Here is an 18,719-nt window from a genome sequence, read left to right as displayed (position 1 = left end):
ACACCCTAAATGGTTATCCAAGGGGCGAGTTTCCTGAACCTCAGACAACAAACATGTGTGTGCTATTAATGTCACAGAACTGTCATGCAGCCGTGACGGGTCAGGCTCAGAAGCGGTAACCCACGCCGAGCATGATCTGATGGCGGTCGACATCGACGTCGAAGCTGTCGCTTTCCGAACCGCCGGGCAGTCGAACTTCGCCGCTGCCGTAATTGGAATAGGCGTATTCACCCTTCACGAAGAAGTTTTCGTTGATCGCCTGTTCCACGCCGGCGCCCACGCGCCAGCCGTCGACATCCACATCGGCGTCGACATCGGTTTCATTGTCGGTGGCGAGCAGATTGTAGCGGGCGTTGGTATAGCCACCCTTCACATAGGCGAGAGTGCTGGGCGTCACGAGTGCACCCAGCCGGGCGCCGATGTAGAGATCCCGCCCGGCTTCGACATTGCCGACACCGAAGCCGTTGAAATTGGTGGTGTCGTAGTCGGTCTTGGCGGAGGATTCGATGAACTGGCCCTCAATACCGGCGACCAGCCCGCCCAGGGCAATGTCATAACCGATGCCGACGCCGTAGTTCACGCCATCGACGTTTTCGCGGGTGGAATCCTCGATATTGTCATTGTCGACCGTGCTGCCGGGGCGGCTGATGTCATAGCCGACCAGTGCTTCGACGCGCGGCCCGGTGAAGGCGGTGTTGTCCTGCGCCAGGGCTGGCGTTGCGAGCACCGCGAACGTGCCGGCGGTGATGAGTGCAAGACGATTACGCATAAAAAGCTCCATCTCAGTTTTCCGCCTGAACCTTGTCTGGGCGGATTGCTGAAATGGTCGGCGTGACCGAGAGTTTCCTGAACCTGAGACAACAGAAAATGTGTGATTTTTTAGACACATAGGCTGCGACGAAGCGTGCGATTTGGACGCCCGCTGCGGGAACAAAATGCAGGCCCTGTTGCCGCTAACGGCCTGTCGCAGGCGAAAACAGCTGGGCGGCCATGGTAGAAAAGGCAGCAATGGCGCATTTTTTTGATTCCGGGGCGCTGCCGCATTATATGGCGCGCATGGCCGATACATCATTGATGCAGATCCCCGGGCAGATCGACCCGGTTCCCGTGGCGCGTGACATCACGCCGCGCGCCGATGGGCGCATCGATCTGATGGGCCTGTCGCGCCGGCGTATGGCCGCGCTGCTGGCCGATCAGGGGCTGGACAGCAAGCAAGCCAAGCTGCGCGCCAAGCAGCTGTTCCACTGGCTGTATCACCGCGGGGTGACCGATTTCGAGGCGATGACCGACATCGCCAAGACCATGCGCCCCTGGCTGGCCGAACGCTTCGTGATCGGACGGCCCGATATCGTCGAGGCGCAGCACAGTGTGGACGGCACCCGCAAGTGGCTGCTGCGGACCGATGACGGCCATGATTATGAGATGGTGTTCATCCCCGACGCCGATCGCGGCACGCTGTGCGTGTCGAGCCAGGTCGGCTGCACGCTGAACTGCACCTTCTGCCACACTGGCACCATGCGGCTGGTGCGCAATCTGACGCCGGGCGAGATCGTGGGCCAGGTGATGCTGGCGCGCGATGCGCTGGGCGAATGGCCGCGCGGAAAGATGGATTTTTCCGAACTGACCGATGACGAGAATGCGGATGCCGCCGAATATACATCCGACGGCAGGCTGCTGACCAATATCGTCATGATGGGCATGGGCGAGCCGCTGTACAATTTCGACAATGTCCGCGACGCGTTGACGCTGGTGATGGATGGCGACGGTCTGGCCCTGTCCAAGCGGCGGATTACCCTGTCCACCAGCGGCGTGGTACCGGCGATGACCCGCTGCGGCGAGGAGCTGGGCGTCAATCTGGCCGTCAGCCTGCATGCGGTGACCAAGGAAGTGCGCGACGAGATCGTGCCGCTGAACCGCAAATACGGGCTGGAACAGCTGCTGGAAGCCTGCGCCGCCTATCCCGGCGCGTCCAATGCGCGGCGCATCACGTTCGAATATGTAATGCTGAAGGACAAGAACGACAGCGATGAGGATGCGCATGAGCTGGTCCGCCTGCTCAAGCATTACAAGCTGCCGGCCAAGGTCAATCTGATCCCGTTCAACCCCTGGCCCGGCGCGGAATATGAATGTTCCACCCCCGAACGCGTGCGGCGTTTTTCCGACATCGTGTTCGAAGGCGGCATTTCCGCCCCCGTGCGCACGCCGCGCGGCCGCGATATCGATGCCGCCTGCGGCCAGTTGAAGACCGCCGCCGAAAAGAAGAGCCGGGCCGAGCGTGACCGCGAAGCCGCTGCCGCGCAGGAAACAGCAATGGCCGATGGATCGACGGAACCGGCCGCCATCGGCAATTGACACATTTCTGTCCGGACACGGCAGGATTTCGGCCCGGATGTATCAGGGCCGGTCATATTTCTAACCCGGGATGGACGCATACCATCCGTGAAACCGTCATGTAATTCAGCCAGTTAGCGCCCCGTGGACTCAATCAATTCGGGGGTTTCTGGCATGAAAGACATCGAACACGTTCGCGGCTATACCGACGGTGACGTCGATACCAACCGCATGGACACACCGTCACTGGAAGTGATCGTCAACGAACGCTATTCGCGTCGTCAGACGATGCGTGGCGGCTTGGTCGCATCGACCGCAGCCTTCATGGGCACGACGCTGCTGGCCGCTTGCGGTGACGACGATCTGGGCGAAAACTCCACCGTGAACGCCGGTGGCACCATCGTCACCAGCGCTGGCCGCGTGGTGACCCTGGCAGGCGTGGCGACCGGCGCAGTCGGCACGCTGACCTGGAAGCAGACCGGTGGTCCGGCAGTCGCTCTCGGCGGAGCAGACACCGCGACGCCGAAGTTCATCGCCCCGGCTGTTGCCAGCCGTACGGAGCTGACCTTCAGCCTGAGCAGCAGCGGTGCCGGCGCCCGCCCTGCCACGTCGGTGACCACGGTTGTCGTGAATCCGGCAACGCTGGGCTTCGCCGCCGTGCCGCACAACAAGAACGACATCGTGACCGTTCCGGCCGGCTACAGCGTGACCGTGATGACCCGCCTGGGTGATCCGATTGTCAACAATGCGCCCAACTATGCCAATGACGGTACGGACACCGATTTCGCCAGCCGCATCGGCGACCATGGCGACGCGCTGACCTGGTATGGCCTGAACGCCGCCGGTGCCCGCGACGACAACAGCTCCACCCGTGGCGTGCTGGTGCAGAACCATGAAAACCTGAATGTGCAGTATCTGCACCCGAATGGCCCGACCAATGTTTCGAGCGGCCCGCGCCCGGCCGGCGAAGCCCGCAAGGAAATCGAAGCCCATGGCGTGAGCGTCACCGAATTCCGCGACAGCGGCAATCCGGGTTGGGCCGTGGTGCCCAACAGCGCGCTGAACCGCCGCATTACGCCGAACACCCCGGTCGTGTTCCACGGCCCGGTGCGTGGCACCGATTTCCTGAAGACGGTTGCCGCTACCGACGGCATCAACGGCACCGGCACGATCAACAATTGCGCCAATGGCCACACCGTTTGGGCGACCAACCTGACTTGCGAAGAAAACTGGGCCGGTTATTTCCGTCGTGACAATTCGGGCGCCGGCACGGACAATGCCAATCGTTCGGCACGCGAACTGACCGCGCTGCGCCGTTATGGCGTGACCAGCAATTCCGGCAACTATGCCTGGTCTTCCGCCCCGTCGGGCGACCAGATGTTCCGCCGCTGGGACGCGCGCGCCACGGCCGCATCGGCCACCCAGGATTACCGCAACGAACCCAACAAGTTCGGCTGGGTGCTGGAAGTCGATCCGTACAATCCCAACAGCGTGCCGCGCAAGCGCACCGCGTTGGGCCGCATGGGCCATGAAGGCGCATGGCTGGGCAATCTGACCAGCGGCAAGAAGATCGCCATCTACATGGGTGACGATTCCCGCCGCGAATATATGTACAAGTTCGTTTCGAACGCGGCCTGGAACCCATCCGACGCGCAAGCGGCCGACCGTCTGGCCGTGGGCGACAAGTACCTGGATGCCGGCACGCTCTATGCAGCCAAGTTCAATGCCGATGGCACCGGCACCTGGCTGCCGCTGGTTCATGGCCAGGTTCCCAACCGTCCGGCCACCGGCACCGATGAGGAATATGTGTTCGCCAGCCAGGCCGACATTCTGGTCAACACCCGTCTGGCCGCCGACGCCGTTGGCGCGACCCCGATGGATCGCCCGGAATGGACCGGCACCAACCCGGTCACCGGCGAAGTCTATCTGACGCTGACCAACAACAACGCCGCCGGTCGCCCGCTGACCGGCACCGACGCCGCCAACCCGCGCCACTACAACGACCCGAAGGGCACCAGCAATCAGCTGGGCAATCCCAACGGTCACATCGTCCGTCTGCGTGAGAAGGACAATGAATCGGCGGCAACCACCTTCACCTGGGACATCTATCTGTTCGGTGCAGATTCGACCGATGCCAGCGCGCAGAACGTCAATCTGTCGGGCCTGACGACCGCCAACGACTTCTCCAGCCCGGACGGCCTGTGGTTCAGCCGCACGACCAACCCGGCCGGTCAGCATCACCCGCTGATGTGGCTGCAGACGGATGATGGCGCCTTCACCGATCGCACCAACAACCAGATGCTGGCCGCCCTGCCGGGCCAGGTTGGCGATGGCGGCGCACGCACCATCACCAACACCAATGGCACCCAGACCGCCCAGCAGGCGACCTTCGTCGGTGCGGCTGCAACCGCAGCCACGCTGCGCCGGTTCCTGACCGGTCCGCTGGAATGCGAACTGACCGGCGTGGACAGCACTCCGGACGGTCGCACGCTGTTCGTGGGCATCCAGCACCCGGGCGAAAACGGCGAAGCAGACGCTCCGTCGAGCCATTGGCCGCAGAGCCAGACCGGCACCAACAGCGGCCGCCCGCGTTCGGCCGTGGTGGCGATCACCAAGAATGACGGCGGTATCGTCGGTCTCTGACCCCCGCCTTCGACCGGCCGGACGCCCCAGGCGCCCGGCCGGCACCCGATCAAGAACCGCCGGTGGTGCCTGGGCACAACCGGCGGTTTTTGTTTGGCGCCCTGCCCTGTGACCGGCATGGTGCCATGATGCGGATAGAATCCGACGACAGCGCCGATCTGGATTTCGTGCTGAGCGCCCTGATGACCGGAGCGATCAGCCTGGGCGAAATGCGCCTATGGTGCGATCACGCCATCGCCGTGCTGGACGACCCGCCGGAATGGTTGTTGGAACTGGCCGATTTCGACGGGCCCGCTGCCGAAGCCTATACGGTGGTCGGCTTTGCGCCCCATGGTTACAACGGCAGCAAGGCTGCGCTGGCGGGAATTGCGGTTGAACGCGGGCGGGTGATCGATGAGACCTTTCAGAGCCGGGAGGCTGCCCTGGAAGCGTTGCGGCGCCATCCGGATGTGGCGGCGCGGTTTTGGACTGCGTTTCCGTTTGCGTGATTGTCCAACGCAGCAGCTTTCGCCAAGTTGCGGGCGTTCGAGCTTCCGATAATGTGCTCACGCAAGGAGGGCGAGATGTTTGTAATGGAGAACATAGACGACCTATGGAACCATATCGCCTATGTCCTCGGCTATGCGCCCGACCGTTTCCCTTATCGAGATTTCCTCGCACCCGCCGAACAAATGACGCTAGATCGAGCCTTTGAGCAGCTTCATGCGGGCGTCGTGATTGCGTATCCCGAGGAGCAATTCGAGGACAAACGGCGTGAGCTTCACAGCATTCTTGATCGCTCGTTTATGGCTTATCGGAACGGGCAGGAAATCGAAGGCGGGACTTTACTAAACGAGTTTGAAGGGCGCATTTCAAGCGCTGACGAATTTCCGCTCTCCACCACTTTCGGTCAGCTCGCATCGGATGCAAACAAGACTTGGTCTAACCCTCGGGTGGCCATCGTTTGAGAAAAGCAACCCCCAAGTACGCCTTTGACATTTCGCTATTTTCGTCCGGATCAAGCGGAGGTGGCACGCCTTTATGTCCAGCGAGCCAACTGCTTCTCGGATCGTTGCGACATACCGTCAGCCTGCTATTGGCTAGGCGGAAAGCAATCTGGGTCACAGTCAGCAAGATTTTGCTAGCAAATCAAAGGCCCAATAACCAAGTCCCGATGGAGAGCAAACCTACGTTATCGCGCTGCTTCTGCCTCGGTCGGCGCACGAACGTGACGTAAATTCTTCGGATCAGCAGCCCCGATGCGAATATAATTTTGTCGTGCTGCTGTTAGTGAAATATCCCCGTTTGCCCCGCCCCAAATCTCGTTTGCACTTTCGTCATCCTGTCCGTCATCTTCCCAAAAGCATACCGGACAAATCTCGTAATCCGCATGTTCATCGAGCGTGCGATTATCGCAGCAGGGGCAGCAGCGTTTGAACGGGGCATCATGCGACATGTCGATAGACTGCCGGTTAAGGCAAACATGTGCAAGCGGGCGTCTGCTGCAAAGCGATTATACAGCACCGCGTCAGCTTTAGCACGCTATCGTTCAACATGCTGACAGTCCGGCATTTATCTTTCTTCGGAACTCTTGGTAGCTGACCGGCGCGCGGTTCGGCCGGAATCCGTCATACCACTTTCAGCTGGCACAAAGCCGGCGCCTGCGCAGATTAGCGATCAGAAATTCTGCCCATGAATGTCAATGACTCAAGCGCCGAGGCGGACAGCAGCACAAAAGGATCGCGGAGAAGGCTAGCGGCCAGGCCCGCTAATTTCGGCGTTACACTATGCTTCCTGGATAACAGAAATTGCATCCTCTCGGCGCAAATCTGCTTTTCGTATTTTGATATCCAGTGCTATCGCCATGCCCGCCTCACGTGAGTGAATAGCCAGCGGAGTTAAGCTGAAAACCAATCGCATCGCCACCCGCATTGGTGCTTGCGGCAGATCATTTTGGCTCAGACGCGTGGCTCAAGCGTGGTGGCTAGCCCTCGACGGGCTCAGGCTGGACGGATGTTTGTGGGTGGGGGTCGGGTTGGTGTCGGGTGGGGTTGGTGTCGGGTGGGGATGGTGGTGTGTGCGGGTTCGCTGGGCGCTATCCCGCCCAATCACGCCCCCGCCCTCACCCTTCCTCCTGCGCATCATCAAACGCGCTGCGGGCCATGGCGATGGCGTGGCGGTGTTCGATGGCCCAGCCGCCCAGGGCCATGACCGGATCGCGCAGGGACATGCCCATAGTGCTTAGCGCGTAATCCACGCGTGGAGGGACGGAGGGGGTGACCTTGCGGCTGACCAGGCCGTCGCGTTCCAGGCCGCGCAGGGTGCGGGTGAGCATGCGCTGGGAAATGCCCTCTATCCGGCGGCGCAGTTCGTTGAAGCGCAAGGGGCCGCGCCCCAGGCTCATGACCACCTGCATCGACCATTTGTCGCCGATGCGGGCCAGCACTTCATTGACCGTCTGGCAGCTGTTGCTGTCATCGGGTGCGACCTCTGCCAGAGGCGTGGCTGGCGGGGCGGGTTGCGGCGCGATTGCGGCGTTGGTGGGCACATCGGTGTGCCTATCGGACACCAAAGTGCCTTCTTGCGCGAAGTGGGTGACAGTTTCCATATGGCCGCCAAGTTATCCAACGTAACCATGGAAAGATAGAACTCATGCAGATCCTCCGCATCGACAGCGCCGTCACGGGTGAAAATTCGGTCAGCCGCGAGCTGACCCAGGCGCTGGCCGATCATTTTGCGGCCAAGAACCCGGGTGCGACGCTGATCGAGCGGGATCTGGCCAGCAATCCCCTGCCCCATATCGATGCGGTCACGACCGGCGCGATCCGCCTGCCGCAGGATGCCCATACGCCCGCAATGCAGGCCGCCTTCCCCGCAGAGCGCGCGGTGCTGGATGAATTCCTCGCCTCCGACGTGGTGATCATCGGCGCGCCGATGTACAATTTCACCATTCCTTCGCAGCTGAAGGCCTGGCTCGACCGGCTCGGCGTGCCGGGCGTTACATTCAGCTATTCCGAAGCGGGCCCCAAGGGGCTGGCCGGCGGGCGCCGGGTGATCGTGGTTTCGTCACGCGGCGGGGTTTATGAGCAGGACACACCGTTCGAACATCAGGAAACGCTGATCCGCGATTTCCTGTCCTTCATCGGCGTCGATGATCCGGTGTTCATCCGCGCGGAAAAGATCGGTTTCGGCCCCGAAGCCCGGGCCGAAGCGCTGGCCGATGCCAAGGCGGAAATCGCCAAGCTATAATGTGTTTGGCAACGGGCCGGCATGCCGCCGGCCCGTTGTGTTTTGTCGGCCGATCAGCGGAGCCGCTGCTGCTGTTCCAGCCGCCCGCGTATCCGTGTGACCAGCGTGTTGATCGCATCCAGTTCCGCATCGGCCATATTGTCCAGCAACGCCGCGCGCGCCGGATCGACGGTGGCGCGCACCTCTGCAATCACGGCATGGCCCGCCTCGGTCAGTTCGATCAGCCGGGCGCGGCTGTCTTCCGGATCGGGCTGACGGATGATCAGCCCATCGCGTTCCAACCCTTCCAGATTGCGCAGCAGCGCCGGCCATTGCACGCCCATCTGCCGCGCCAGATCGGTCGCGCGGCGGGGCTGCGGGGCGAAGCGGATGGCGAAGAGCGTTTCCCAGCGGGTGCGGGTCTGCCCGGTGCGATCGCGCAGCAGCCGTTCCACGGACTGCGTCCACAGCCGCACCGTGCGCGACAGGGTAAGAACCGTGCGGAATTCGCGTTCGGCGCGCGAGCCCCGCGGATACATCACGCCATAGAGCAGCGCGTCATCCGCTTCGTTGCCGTCCTGAATGGCTCCCGCCTCTGTCATCGGGCCGCCCCTATCCAGCTCTGCCGCGTGCAGGCTTGAGGGCAGATCGTCGTTTGCCATGATGTTTCATCCTCTTGCCCGATGATATGTATCATTGTAGGTATCTTGCCAAGCGTTGGTGACGATTCAACGAAATCGCCCTGCGCCGGCTTTTGGGCCCGTTTTTTGGGAGTGATAGAATGCTGGAAACCGCGCTCGTCTCTTGCGACGACCATCTCGATCTCAACATGCTGCCCGCCGATGTATGGACGCGGCGCATGTCCGCCAAATGGGGTGATCGCACGCCGCAGGTGGTGGATCAGGAAAACGGCCCCGCCCAGTGGATGGCCGATGGCCAGCGCTGGGGCATGTGGAGCGGCAAGCGCTTCAGCTTCGGCGGGCCCAAGCCGATCCTGACCGCATACGATCGCGGCGGGGTGGAGGATCTGACCGAATTGCGCGCTGGCCACGCCAAGCTGCGACTTGAAGATATGGACCGCGACAATGTGTGGGGCCATCTGGTGTTCGGCCCGGTAACGTCGATCAAGACGAACGATCCCGACTTCATGCGCGATGCCTATGCGGCGTTCAACGACTGGATGTTCGACGATTTCTGCAGCGTGGCGCCCGACCGCCTGATCGGCGTGGCGATGCTGCCGCCCTATCCCGAAGCGGCCTATGAAGAGCTGAAGCGGCTGGCCGAAAAGGGCGGCGTGCGCCAGGCCAATCTGCAGATCGCGGTGGCCGAGCCGCGGCTGGAAGACAAGCGCTGGGAACCGCTGTTCGACCTGCTGGAACAGAGCGGCATCGTGCTGGCGTTTCATGTGACCGTGTTCCCCAAGGCGGGTGATGCGTTCGACAAATACAAGGGCAGCCCGGGCGCGACCTTCCTGCATGCCAAGATGTTCATCGAACAGTTCCTGGATCCCTTCGTCGACCTGTTCGCCTGGGGCATTCTGGAACGGCACCCGAAGCTGAACATCGTGATCGCCGAAAGCGGCGTGGGCTGGGTTCCCTGGGTGGTGGAAGAGCTGGATTATCGCCACTGGCGGCTGTGGGAGTGCAGCGATTTCTGGGAAGACAAGGGCGGCATTCCGCACAAGATGAAGCCGAGCGAAGTGTTCAAGCGGCAGGTGTATGGCACCTTCCAGCAGAGCCCGACGGCGATGCGGCTGCTGGAATTCTGGGGCCCGAACAATCTGCTGTGGGCGAGCGATTACCCGCATCCGGATTCGATCTGGCCGAACAGCGTGCGCACCATCGGTGAAACCATGGGCCATATGGACCCCGAAGTGGTGCGCGGCCTGGTTGGCGGCAATGCGGCCAAGCTGTATGGGCTGGACCTGAGCAAGGCGACCGTGCGCGCCAATCTGGCGATCGGGAAAGAAACCGTCGCCGCATAAGAACAGGTGAGATCATGAACGGGCCGGCAGTGATGGATGATATTGCTGCTGGCCCGTTTGCGGTTGGCCCCATTCTCGTTGGCAGGGCTGTGCCGTTTCGCGGCAAAGAAGCGAGCGCCATTGCCAAATCGCCAGCCGATGGACCGATCGCGATCGGTCCGCTGGGACTGGCCGGCGATGAGCAGGCCGATCTGTCGGTGCATGGCGGGGTGGACAAGGCGATCCACCATTATCCGCATGACCATTATGCTGCCTGGCGGGATGAGCTGGAGCGGCATGAGCTGCTCGACGCGCCGGGCGCCTTTGGCGAGAATATCAGCACCAGCGGGCTGACCGAGGCGGATCTGTGTATCGGCGACCGGTTCCGGCTGGGTACGGCGCTGGTCGAAGTGTCGCAGGGGCGGCAGCCGTGCTGGAAGATCGACCATCATTTCGGTCGCAAAGGCATCAATGCGCGGATCGTCACCACCGGGCGATCGGGCTGGTATTATCGCGTGATCGAAAGCGGCACGGTGCAGCAGGGCGATGGGCTGATGCTGCAGGATCGCCCGCATCCGCGATGGAGCGTGGCGCATACTTTCCAGTTGCTGATCGGTAGCGGGCACAAGGGCGACCCGGCGGCGATCCGCGCGCTGGCCGCCCTGCCCGTGCTGGCGACCAGCTGGCGCGCGCGGGCGGAGAAATTGCGGCGGGATTGATCGCCACGGCAAGCACCTGACACACTGCACGCGGGCTTGTGCAAAGGCGTGATTTCCCGATAGTTAGGCCATGTTCCATCGCCGCCCGCCGGCCCACGGCGCGCCCCTTGCTTCGCATATGACCGCTGCCGGCTGGAACCTGCCGGCCCGCTATGCGCTGCCTCTCAACACAGCGCCGCGCCCCGGCACGGCGGAGCCCGTTTCCCCGATTTCATACGGACAGACAGCAGACTGATGCGCGACACCAACCACAGCTTCCATGACATGCACCGCCATGGGTTCATCCGCGTGGCCACCAGCACGCCGCCCGTACGCACCGCCGATGTGGCGTTCAACGCGCGCGGCATCATCGAAGAGCTGAAACGCGCGCATGCGGCGCATGTCGATCTGCTGGTGTTCCCGGAACTGTGCCTGTCGTCCTACGCGCTCGACGATCTGGTGATGCAGACCGCCCTGTTGGAAGCGGTGGAGGCGGCCGTTGCCACCATTCGCGCCGCGACGCGCGGGCTGAGCCCGGTGGCGCTGATCGGTGCGCCGCTGCGGCACAATGGCCGGCTGTACAATTGCGCGCTGGTGATTGCCGATGGCGTGCTGCTGGGGGTGGTGCCCAAGAGCTATCTGCCCAATTATCGCGAATTCTATGAAAAGCGCTGGTACGCGCATGGCCGCAATGTGCGCGGCCAGACGATCACCGTCGGCAGCCTGCAGGCGCCGTTTGGTACCGATCTGCTGTTTGCCTCCAACCAATTGCCCGGTTTCAAGCTGGGGGTGGAACTGTGCGAGGATTTCTGGGCGCCCAATCCGCCGTCTACCGCGGCAGCACTGGCCGGAGCGACCATTCTGGCCAATCTTTCCGCGTCAAACATCCTGATCGGCAAGTCGGACGAACGGCACCTGCTCTGCCGCGCGCAGAGCGCCCGGACCGCCAGCGCCTATATCTACTCAGCCGCCGGCCATGGCGAAAGCACCACGGATATGGCGTGGGACGGCCAGGGCATGGTGTTCGAGCTGGGCGATCTGCTGGCCGAAAGCGAGCGTTTCGCGCTGAAACCGGAACTGTGCGTGGCCGATGTCGACACCGGGCGCATTTTGGGGGAGCGGCTGCGCTGGCAGACGTTCAACGACAATGCCGAGGCGGATGGCCGGCCGGAAGATCATTTCCGCGTGGTCAGTTTCGACCATGTGCCGGCGCGCGGCGATATCGGGCTGATCCGCCCGCTGGCGCGGTTCCCCTTCGTACCGGGGCGGCTGGAAAAGCTGGATGAGGATTGCTTCGAAGCGTTCAACATCCAGGTCGACGGGCTGATGCGGCGGATGGAATCGACCCGTTCCAAGAGCCTCGTGATCGGGATTTCGGGCGGGCTGGATTCGACCCATGCCCTGCTCGTGTGCGCCAAGGCGTGCCAGCGGCTGGGCCTGCCCCACAGCACTATCCGCGGCTATACCATGCCCGGCTTCGGCACGTCCGACGAAACCAAAAGCAATGCCTGGAAGCTGATGCGGGCGCTGGGCATTGTGGCGGAAGAGATCGATATCCGCCCGGCGGCCGAGCGCATGCTGGCCGATATCGGCCACCCCTATGCCAGCGGGGAGCCGGTCTATGACACGACATTCGAGAATGTGCAGGCCGGGCTGCGCACCGATTACCTTTTCCGCCTGGCCGGGCAGCATCAGGGCTTTGTCGTCGGCACGGGCGATCTGAGCGAGCTGGCGCTGGGCTGGTGCACCTATGGCGTGGGCGACCACATGAGCCATTATGCGGTGAATGCCGGCGTGCCCAAGACGCTGATCCAGTATCTGATCCGCTGGTGCACACGCACCGATCAGTTCGATGCGGAAACCGACGCCATTCTGGAGGCGATCCTGGGCACGGAGATCAGCCCGGAACTGGTGCCCGCCGATGCCAAGGGCGCGATCCAGAGCACGGAGGCGGCGGTCGGCCCCTATGAGCTGAATGATTTCTTCCTGCATTACATCGTGCGGTTCGGACAGCGGCCATCGAAGGTGGCATTCCTGGCCTGGCACGCCTGGCGTGATGCGGAACGCGGCATCTGGCCATCCGGCTTCCCCGCGGGCGCCAAGAACCAGTATGACATCGCCACGATCCGCAAATGGCTGGAAAATTTCCTGCGCCGCTTCTTCGGCTTCAGCCAGTTCAAGCGCAGCGCCATCCCCAATGGCCCCAAGGTGAGCGCCGGTGGCGCGCTGAGCCCGCGCGGCGACTGGCGTGCGCCGAGCGATGCGGTGGCCGATGTGTGGCTGGAGGAGCTGCGGGCGAATGTGCCGGGATAAGATGGTGCGGCCTGACGATCCCGACCTGTTGGCGGTGCCGGTTTGACTGGCAAGCCGGTGGTGCTGGTGACCGGTGGTGCGCGGCGGATCGGGGCGGCGATCGGCCGGCGGTTGGGTGAGGCCGGTTGGCATGTGGTGATCCATTGCCATCGTTCAGTGGAGGACGCGCAGGCACTGGCAGTCAGCCTGCCGAGTGCGGAGGTGTGCGCCTGCGATCTGGCCGATGGCGATGCCGTGCGGGAGATGATCGACGGAATTGCCGCGCGGCATGAGGATTGGCGCGTGCTGGTCAACAGCGCGGCGGTGTTTCGCGACGATCATGCGGACGCGTTGCAGCCCGAAATGTTTGCCGAGGCGATGCGGGTGAATGCCGAAATGCCGATGCGGATGGCGCAGCAGTTCCTGCAGCAATCGCGCAGCAAGGCCGGGCGGCGGATCATCCAGCTGACTGATCAGAAGATCGCCAATTCGAACCCCGATTTCTTCAGCTATACCATGAGCAAGCATGCGGTGGCGGCCGGAAACGCCATGCTGGCCATGGCTGCCAGACCGGGCGACCGGATCCATTCGCTGGCGCCGGGCGCAATCCTGCCCAGTTTCGATCAATCGGCGGCGGAGGCGGAGATATCGCATCGGATGAACCCGCTGGGGCGGCGGACCACGCTGGAGGATGTGGCCGACGCGGCGCTGTTCCTGGCGACCGGGCCGCTGGCCAATGGGCAGGCGCTGTTCGTCGATTCCGGACAGCATCTGGTGCCGCAGGCGCGCGATGTGATCTTCCTGGCGCGAGGCACTTAAAAACGGGGCGCTTTGCACTGTCGCATGGCGGCCCGGCAGGCTAATGTGTCGGCACCGACTGTGTATGCGGGTGTTTTTCAGGAGGCGCGAGAATGAAACGACATGCGCTCAGCACCCGTATCTGGCACTGGATCAATGCCCTGAGCGTGATCGTGCTGTTCATGTCGGGCCTCAATATCTCCAACGCGCATCGGCGGCTCTATTGGGGGGACTGGGGCTTCGATCCGTCCACCGCCTGGCTGTTTGTGCCGCGCTTTCCCGGTTGGGCGACCATTCCGAACTATTACAGCCTGGCCGGCGCGCGCGACTGGCATCTGCTGATGGCCTGGGTGTTCAGCCTGTCGCTGCTGCTGTTCCTGATCGCGGCGCTGATCAACGGGCACCTGCGCCGCGACATCGCCACGCGCGCCAGCGAATGGCGCGTGGCGCCTATCTCGCGCGATATCCGCCAGCATCTGCGGCTGGATTTCGGGGGGCATTCGGGACGATACAATTCCCTGCAGAAGGCCAGCTATGGGCTGGTCACCCTGATCCTGCTGCCGCTGATGATCCTGACCGGGCTGACGATGAGCCCGGCGATGAATGCGGCCTGGCCCTTCCTGCTTGATCTGTTCGGCGGGCGGCAGAGCGCGCGGTCGATCCATTTCATTTGCGCCTGGCTGCTGTTCGGGTTTTTCATCGTGCATGTCGTGATGGTGCTGCTGTCCGGGCCGATCCGGCAATTGCGCGACATGATCACCGGAGGACATCGCGATGAAGCGGCGTAATGTGCTGGCGGGGCTGGCGGCGCTTTTCACCGCCGGCTGCACCAAGATCGGCAAGACCGACTGGTTTGCCGATGTGATCGACGCCACCGGCAGACTGAACCGCGCCGCGCACCGGGCACTGGGCGGAGAGCAGGCGCTGGCGCCGGAATTCACCAAGGCCGATGTGTCGCCCTTCTTTCGCGGCAATGGCAGCATCGATGTCGATACCGATGCCTATCGTGCGTCATCGGCCAATGGCTTTGCCGACTGGCAGCTGAGTGTCAGCGGGCTGGTGCAGAAGCCGCTCAGCCTGTCGCTCGACGAGATCCGCGCCCTGCCCCAGCGCACGCAGATCACCCGGCATGATTGCGTGGAAGGATGGAGCGCGATCGCCGAATGGACCGGGCCGCAATTGTCCACTTTGCTGGCCATGGCCGGGGTGGATGACAGCGCGCGCTTCGCCGTGTTCCGCTGTGCCGATACGCTGAACGGCGGGAATTATTACGAAAGTGTCGATCTGCTCGATGCGCATCATCCGCAGACCATCATCGCCCATCTTCTGAACGGCGAACCGTTGCCGATCATCAACGGCGCACCGCTGCGAATGCGGATCGAGCGGCAGCTGGGTTACAAGCATGCCAAATATCTGACCGGCATCGAGCTGGTCGCCAGCCTGGATGACATCGGCGAAGGCAAAGGCGGCTATTGGGAAGACCGGGCCGGTTACACCTGGTACGCCGGGATCTAGCTGTCGGGCCAGAGGCGATTCATCGTGTCCCAGCAATCGCCGATCAATTCTTCCAGCACGGCCAGATCCACATCGGCCAGTCGCGTGACATAGAGGCAGCCCTTGCCGCGCGCATGCTTGCCCAGCCGTGTCAGCAATTCATCCTGCCGGGCGATATCCGCCGGATCGTCACTGGCGGCCAACACATAGAGCGACTGCTTCGCCTTGCGCGGGGAAAATCCGGTGCGGCACATGTCCCCTTCGTGCCCGCTGCCATAGCGATAGTGATAGCGACCGTACCCGATGATCGATGGGCCCCACATGGCAGGCGGCTGACCGGTCACCTTGCGGAACAGCTGATCCAGCAAAATGGCGTCTTCCCGCCGGACTTGCGGTTCCACGGCGGCGATGAACCCGGCCACGCCGGCCTGTGTTTCATGTGTTTTCAATCCTGCCACAGATGGAATTTACCCTGTCATTGACACCGCGCCAAGCCGCGTTTCTAGTGCCGCCGAATTGTAGAAACGAAGGGGACGCGCCCGGTCATGTGGCTGCTCGAAAAACTGCTTCGCAAGCTGATCCGCCAGGGTCGGATGGAAATTACCGACTATGACGGCAAGGTCTATACCTTTGGCCCGGGCGGCAATGATGCGCCCATTCGCCTGCGCTTTACCGATAAGCGGACATCCGGCCATATCGCCCGCTATCCGCAGCTGGGCGCGGGCGAAGCCTATATGTGGGGCTGGCTGGTGGTCGAACCGCCGCACGACATTCGCGACATGGTGATGTTCGTGACCGGCCAGGCCAAGGCGCATGGCGAACGCGCGCTGCAGCCGCAGGGACCGATGCGCCGGCTGGTGCAGAAGACCGCCGCCAAGGTCGACAGCGTGAACCTGCGCACCAAGGCGCGCAAGAATGCCGAGCACACCTACAACCTGACCCGCCGACTGTATGAGCTGTTCCTGGACGAGGACCGGCAATACACCATGGGTTATCACCGCGATCCCTCGGTCAGCCTGGAACGGGCCCAGCTGGAAAAGAAGGCGCTGATCGCGGCCAAGCTGTACATCAAGCCGGGGATGAAGATCCTGGATATCGGCTGCGGCTGGGGCGGCTGGGCGCTGTATCTGGCGCGCAATTATGATTGCGAAGTGCTGGGCGTGGCGCTAGCACCCGATCAGATCGCTTTCTGCCAGGAACGCGCCAAGGCCGATGGGCTGGATCACAAGGCAAAGTTCCGCCTGATCGATTACCGCGATGTGGAGGGGCAGTTCGACCGGATCACATCGATCGGCATGCTCGAACATCTGGGCACGCCGCATTTCCCGGAATATTTCCGCAAGACCAACCAGCTGCTGAAGCCTGATGGCGTGATGTTGAACCACAGCATCGGCCGCACGGGCCCTCCCGGCTTTACCGATGCCTGGACACGCAAATATATCTTCCCCGGCGGCTATATCCCCGCCCTGTCCGAGCTGGTGAGCGAGAGCGAACGCGCCGGCGGGCAGGTGATGGATGTGGAAGCCATGCGGTTCCATTACGGCTACACGCTGGCCGAATGGTACAACCGGACCGTCATGCACCGGCAGGAAATCACCGAGATGTATGATGAAGAATTCTATCGCATGTGGCTGTTCTATCTGGCCGGCGCGCAGCAGAGCTTCATCAATGGCACGATGGTCAATTGGCAGATGGTCACCGTGCGGGATCGCAGCGCCCTGCCGCTGACCCGCGAGTATATCCATGAGGAATTCCTGCGCCTGCTGGCTCAGGAGGAACCGCCCGTGTGGCGGTTCGCCGAAGCGGCGGAGTAAGCCGGCGCACAGAACGGGAAATGATACGGCGGGTGATACCATCACCCGCCGTTTCTGTTTAACGGCACATCATGACCACCACCCCGCCCCCTTCCCAGCCCGGCCGGCTGAGCCGGCGCGCCGTGCTGGCGCAGGCGTGGCCGATCATCGTGGGGCAGGCATCCATCCCGCTGGTGGGCCTCGCGGATGTGGCGGTGATCGGGCGCACCGGCGACAGTGTGGCACTGGCCGGGGTGGCACTGGGCGCCACGGTCATCGGCATGATATTCTGGAGCTTCGGCTTCCTGCGGATGGGTATGACCGGGCTGACCGCCCAGGCCCAGGGCGCTGCGGAGGCCGGCACGGGACATCGCGCCGAGATCGACCTGCTGCTGCTGCGGGCGCTGATGATCGGTGGCGGCATTGGCCTTTTCTTGTTGCTGCTGCGCATTCCGCTGGCTGACCTGGCCTTTTCCGTGCTGGCCGGCGGGGAAGATGTCAGCGCGGAAGCGCGCGCCTATGTCGAGGCGCGTTTCCTGGGCGCGCCGGCGGCGCTGTGCGGCTTCGCCATCAATGGCTGGCTGCTGGGCCTCGGGCGGACGCGGGCGGCGCTGATGCTGCAGATTTGCGTGAATTTCGTCAATCTGGCGCTGGATATCGGTTTCGTCTGGGGGTTGGGCATGGGCGCGCAGGGCGTGGGCCTGGGCACGGCGGGCGCCGAATGGCTGGCGCTGATCGCGGGCCTGGCGATCACCACCCGCATTGCCGGGCATTCCCCGCTGGCGATCGCCCGTGCGGCCGGTCGCGCCGCCGTGCTGGAGCGGGCGGCGCTGATGCGCATGTTTGCGGTCAACCGCGACCTGATGATCCGCACCATGGCGCTGCTGCTGATGTTTGCCTGGTTCGCCAATGCCGGCGCGCGGTTGGGGACGGAGACACTGGCGGCCAATCATGTGCTGCTGCAGTTCATCGAGATTGCCGCCTTCGTGCTGGACGCATTTGCTTTCACGGCAGAGGCGCGCGTCGGCCATGCCATCGGTGCCCGATCGCGCACGGACTTCCTGCGGGCGATCCGGCTGACGGGGGAATTCTCCCTGCTGGCCGGCCTGTTGCTATCGCTGATCTTCCTGGCGGCGGGGCAGGCGCTGATCGATGTGCTGACGACCGATCCCGGCGTGCGGGCAGAGGCGGCGCGCTTCCTGCCCTTTGCCGCCATGGTGCCGCTGCTGGGTATGCCAAGCTGGCTGCTCGATGGGATTTTCATCGGCGCGACCCGGGGCCGGGCGCTGCGCAATTCGGCGCTGATCGCGACAATGATCTATCTGTTGATCGATCTGCTGCTGCGGCCGCAGGGGGCGGTGGGCGTGTGGATGGCGATTTCGGCCAGCTATTTGCTGCGCGCCGGTACGCTGGCCTGGCATTTTCCTGCACTGTTACGCAGCATCGATGCCCTTCCCCCCGTTGCGGAGAACCGCATCCACTGATAGGCGCCGCGCAAAT

At 63.1% G+C, this 18,719-nt stretch carries 18 protein-coding genes; 13 read left to right on the top strand and 5 right to left on the bottom strand.

The annotated features are described in order from the left end of the window. Positions 1-106 precede the first annotated feature (106 nt). Positions 107-769, bottom strand: a complete 663-nt coding sequence (locus tag GRI97_RS07825) for an outer membrane protein (RefSeq protein ID WP_235917643.1) — start codon at positions 767-769, stop codon at positions 107-109. Between the two features lie 287 nt (positions 770-1,056). On the opposite strand from GRI97_RS07825, the gene rlmN reads away from it, so the two are divergent. From rlmN to GRI97_RS07805, 4 genes are all read left to right on the top strand, one after another. Further along, positions 1,057-2,352 carry a 23S rRNA (adenine(2503)-C(2))-methyltransferase RlmN gene (gene rlmN, locus GRI97_RS07820; protein WP_161390878.1) on the top strand — a complete coding sequence of 432 codons (1,296 nt, stop codon included), beginning with the start codon at positions 1,057-1,059 and terminating at the stop codon, positions 2,350-2,352. Positions 2,353-2,505: 153 nt separating this feature from the next. Next, positions 2,506-4,974: a PhoX family protein gene (locus GRI97_RS07815; RefSeq protein ID WP_161390482.1), complete on the top strand. Its 2,469-nt coding sequence runs from the start codon at positions 2,506-2,508 to the stop codon at positions 4,972-4,974. Between the two features lie 125 nt (positions 4,975-5,099). Then, on the top strand, positions 5,100-5,462 hold the full coding sequence (locus GRI97_RS07810; RefSeq protein ID WP_161390481.1) for a transcriptional repressor TCF25 family protein: 363 nt from the start codon (positions 5,100-5,102) through the stop codon (positions 5,460-5,462). Continuing rightward, on the top strand, positions 5,463-5,921 hold the full coding sequence (locus GRI97_RS07805; protein ID WP_161390480.1) for a hypothetical protein: 459 nt from the start codon (positions 5,463-5,465) through the stop codon (positions 5,919-5,921). It abuts the gene before it with no gap. A gap of 224 nt (positions 5,922-6,145) precedes the next feature. On the opposite strand, the gene GRI97_RS07800 is transcribed toward GRI97_RS07805, so the two are convergent. Beyond that, complete coding sequence (locus GRI97_RS07800; protein ID WP_161390479.1) at positions 6,146-6,409, bottom strand: CPCC family cysteine-rich protein; 264 nt, start codon at positions 6,407-6,409, stop codon at positions 6,146-6,148. A gap of 666 nt (positions 6,410-7,075) precedes the next feature. Then, complete coding sequence (locus GRI97_RS07795; protein ID WP_328598514.1) at positions 7,076-7,522, bottom strand: winged helix-turn-helix transcriptional regulator; 447 nt, start codon at positions 7,520-7,522, stop codon at positions 7,076-7,078. An 83-nt stretch (positions 7,523-7,605) separates the two neighbouring features. On the opposite strand from GRI97_RS07795, the gene GRI97_RS07790 reads away from it, so the two are divergent. Further along, a complete protein-coding gene (locus GRI97_RS07790) occupies positions 7,606-8,202 on the top strand; it encodes an FMN-dependent NADH-azoreductase (RefSeq protein WP_161390477.1) in 597 nt (198 codons plus the stop codon). A gap of 53 nt (positions 8,203-8,255) precedes the next feature. On the opposite strand, the gene GRI97_RS07785 is transcribed toward GRI97_RS07790, so the two are convergent. Further along, positions 8,256-8,843: a MarR family transcriptional regulator gene (locus GRI97_RS07785; protein WP_161390476.1), complete on the bottom strand. Its 588-nt coding sequence runs from the start codon at positions 8,841-8,843 to the stop codon at positions 8,256-8,258. A 119-nt stretch (positions 8,844-8,962) separates the two neighbouring features. Here GRI97_RS07785 and GRI97_RS07780 point away from each other — a divergent pair, with 119 nt between their 5' ends. The 6 genes from GRI97_RS07780 (at position 8,963) to GRI97_RS07755 (ending at position 15,447) form a co-directional block, all read left to right on the top strand. Beyond that, positions 8,963-10,165 carry an amidohydrolase family protein gene (locus GRI97_RS07780; protein WP_235917642.1) on the top strand — a complete coding sequence of 401 codons (1,203 nt, stop codon included), beginning with the start codon at positions 8,963-8,965 and terminating at the stop codon, positions 10,163-10,165. Positions 10,166-10,179: 14 nt separating this feature from the next. Continuing rightward, entirely contained in the window at positions 10,180-10,863 is a 684-nt protein-coding gene (locus GRI97_RS07775; RefSeq protein ID WP_235917641.1) for an MOSC domain-containing protein, read from the top strand. 234 nt (positions 10,864-11,097) lie between these two features. After that, positions 11,098-13,155 (top strand): NAD(+) synthase, encoded by a 2,058-nt coding sequence (locus GRI97_RS07770; protein ID WP_161390475.1) that lies wholly within the window; start codon positions 11,098-11,100, stop codon positions 13,153-13,155. 42 nt (positions 13,156-13,197) lie between these two features. Further along, a complete protein-coding gene (locus tag GRI97_RS07765) occupies positions 13,198-13,953 on the top strand; it encodes an SDR family oxidoreductase (protein ID WP_235917640.1) in 756 nt (251 codons plus the stop codon). Between the two features lie 92 nt (positions 13,954-14,045). After that, positions 14,046-14,720 carry a cytochrome b/b6 domain-containing protein gene (locus GRI97_RS07760; protein ID WP_161390474.1) on the top strand — a complete coding sequence of 225 codons (675 nt, stop codon included), beginning with the start codon at positions 14,046-14,048 and terminating at the stop codon, positions 14,718-14,720. After that, positions 14,707-15,447 carry a molybdopterin-binding protein gene (locus GRI97_RS07755; RefSeq protein WP_161390473.1) on the top strand — a complete coding sequence of 247 codons (741 nt, stop codon included), beginning with the start codon at positions 14,707-14,709 and terminating at the stop codon, positions 15,445-15,447. The genes GRI97_RS07760 and GRI97_RS07755 overlap by 14 nt, the downstream gene beginning before the upstream one ends. Here GRI97_RS07755 and GRI97_RS07750 read toward each other — a convergent pair. Beyond that, complete coding sequence (locus GRI97_RS07750) at positions 15,444-15,884, bottom strand: DUF1801 domain-containing protein (RefSeq protein ID WP_161390472.1); 441 nt, start codon at positions 15,882-15,884, stop codon at positions 15,444-15,446. The genes GRI97_RS07755 and GRI97_RS07750 overlap by 4 nt on opposite strands. Positions 15,885-15,971: 87 nt before the next feature. Between GRI97_RS07750 and GRI97_RS07745 the strand changes: the two genes are divergently transcribed. Continuing rightward, positions 15,972-17,240, top strand: a complete 1,269-nt coding sequence (locus tag GRI97_RS07745; protein ID WP_161390471.1) for an SAM-dependent methyltransferase — start codon at positions 15,972-15,974, stop codon at positions 17,238-17,240. A gap of 71 nt (positions 17,241-17,311) precedes the next feature. Continuing rightward, positions 17,312-18,703 (top strand): MATE family efflux transporter, encoded by a 1,392-nt coding sequence (locus GRI97_RS07740; RefSeq protein WP_161390470.1) that lies wholly within the window; start codon positions 17,312-17,314, stop codon positions 18,701-18,703. The last annotated feature ends 16 nt before the right edge of the window (positions 18,704-18,719 follow it).

Origin of the sequence: Croceibacterium xixiisoli (assembly GCF_009827305.1) — a bacterium.
GTDB lineage: Bacteria > Pseudomonadota > Alphaproteobacteria > Sphingomonadales > Sphingomonadaceae > Croceibacterium_C > Croceibacterium_C xixiisoli.
Note: the sequence above shows the minus strand (reverse complement) of the source record. Positions and strands in the feature narration are given on the sequence as shown.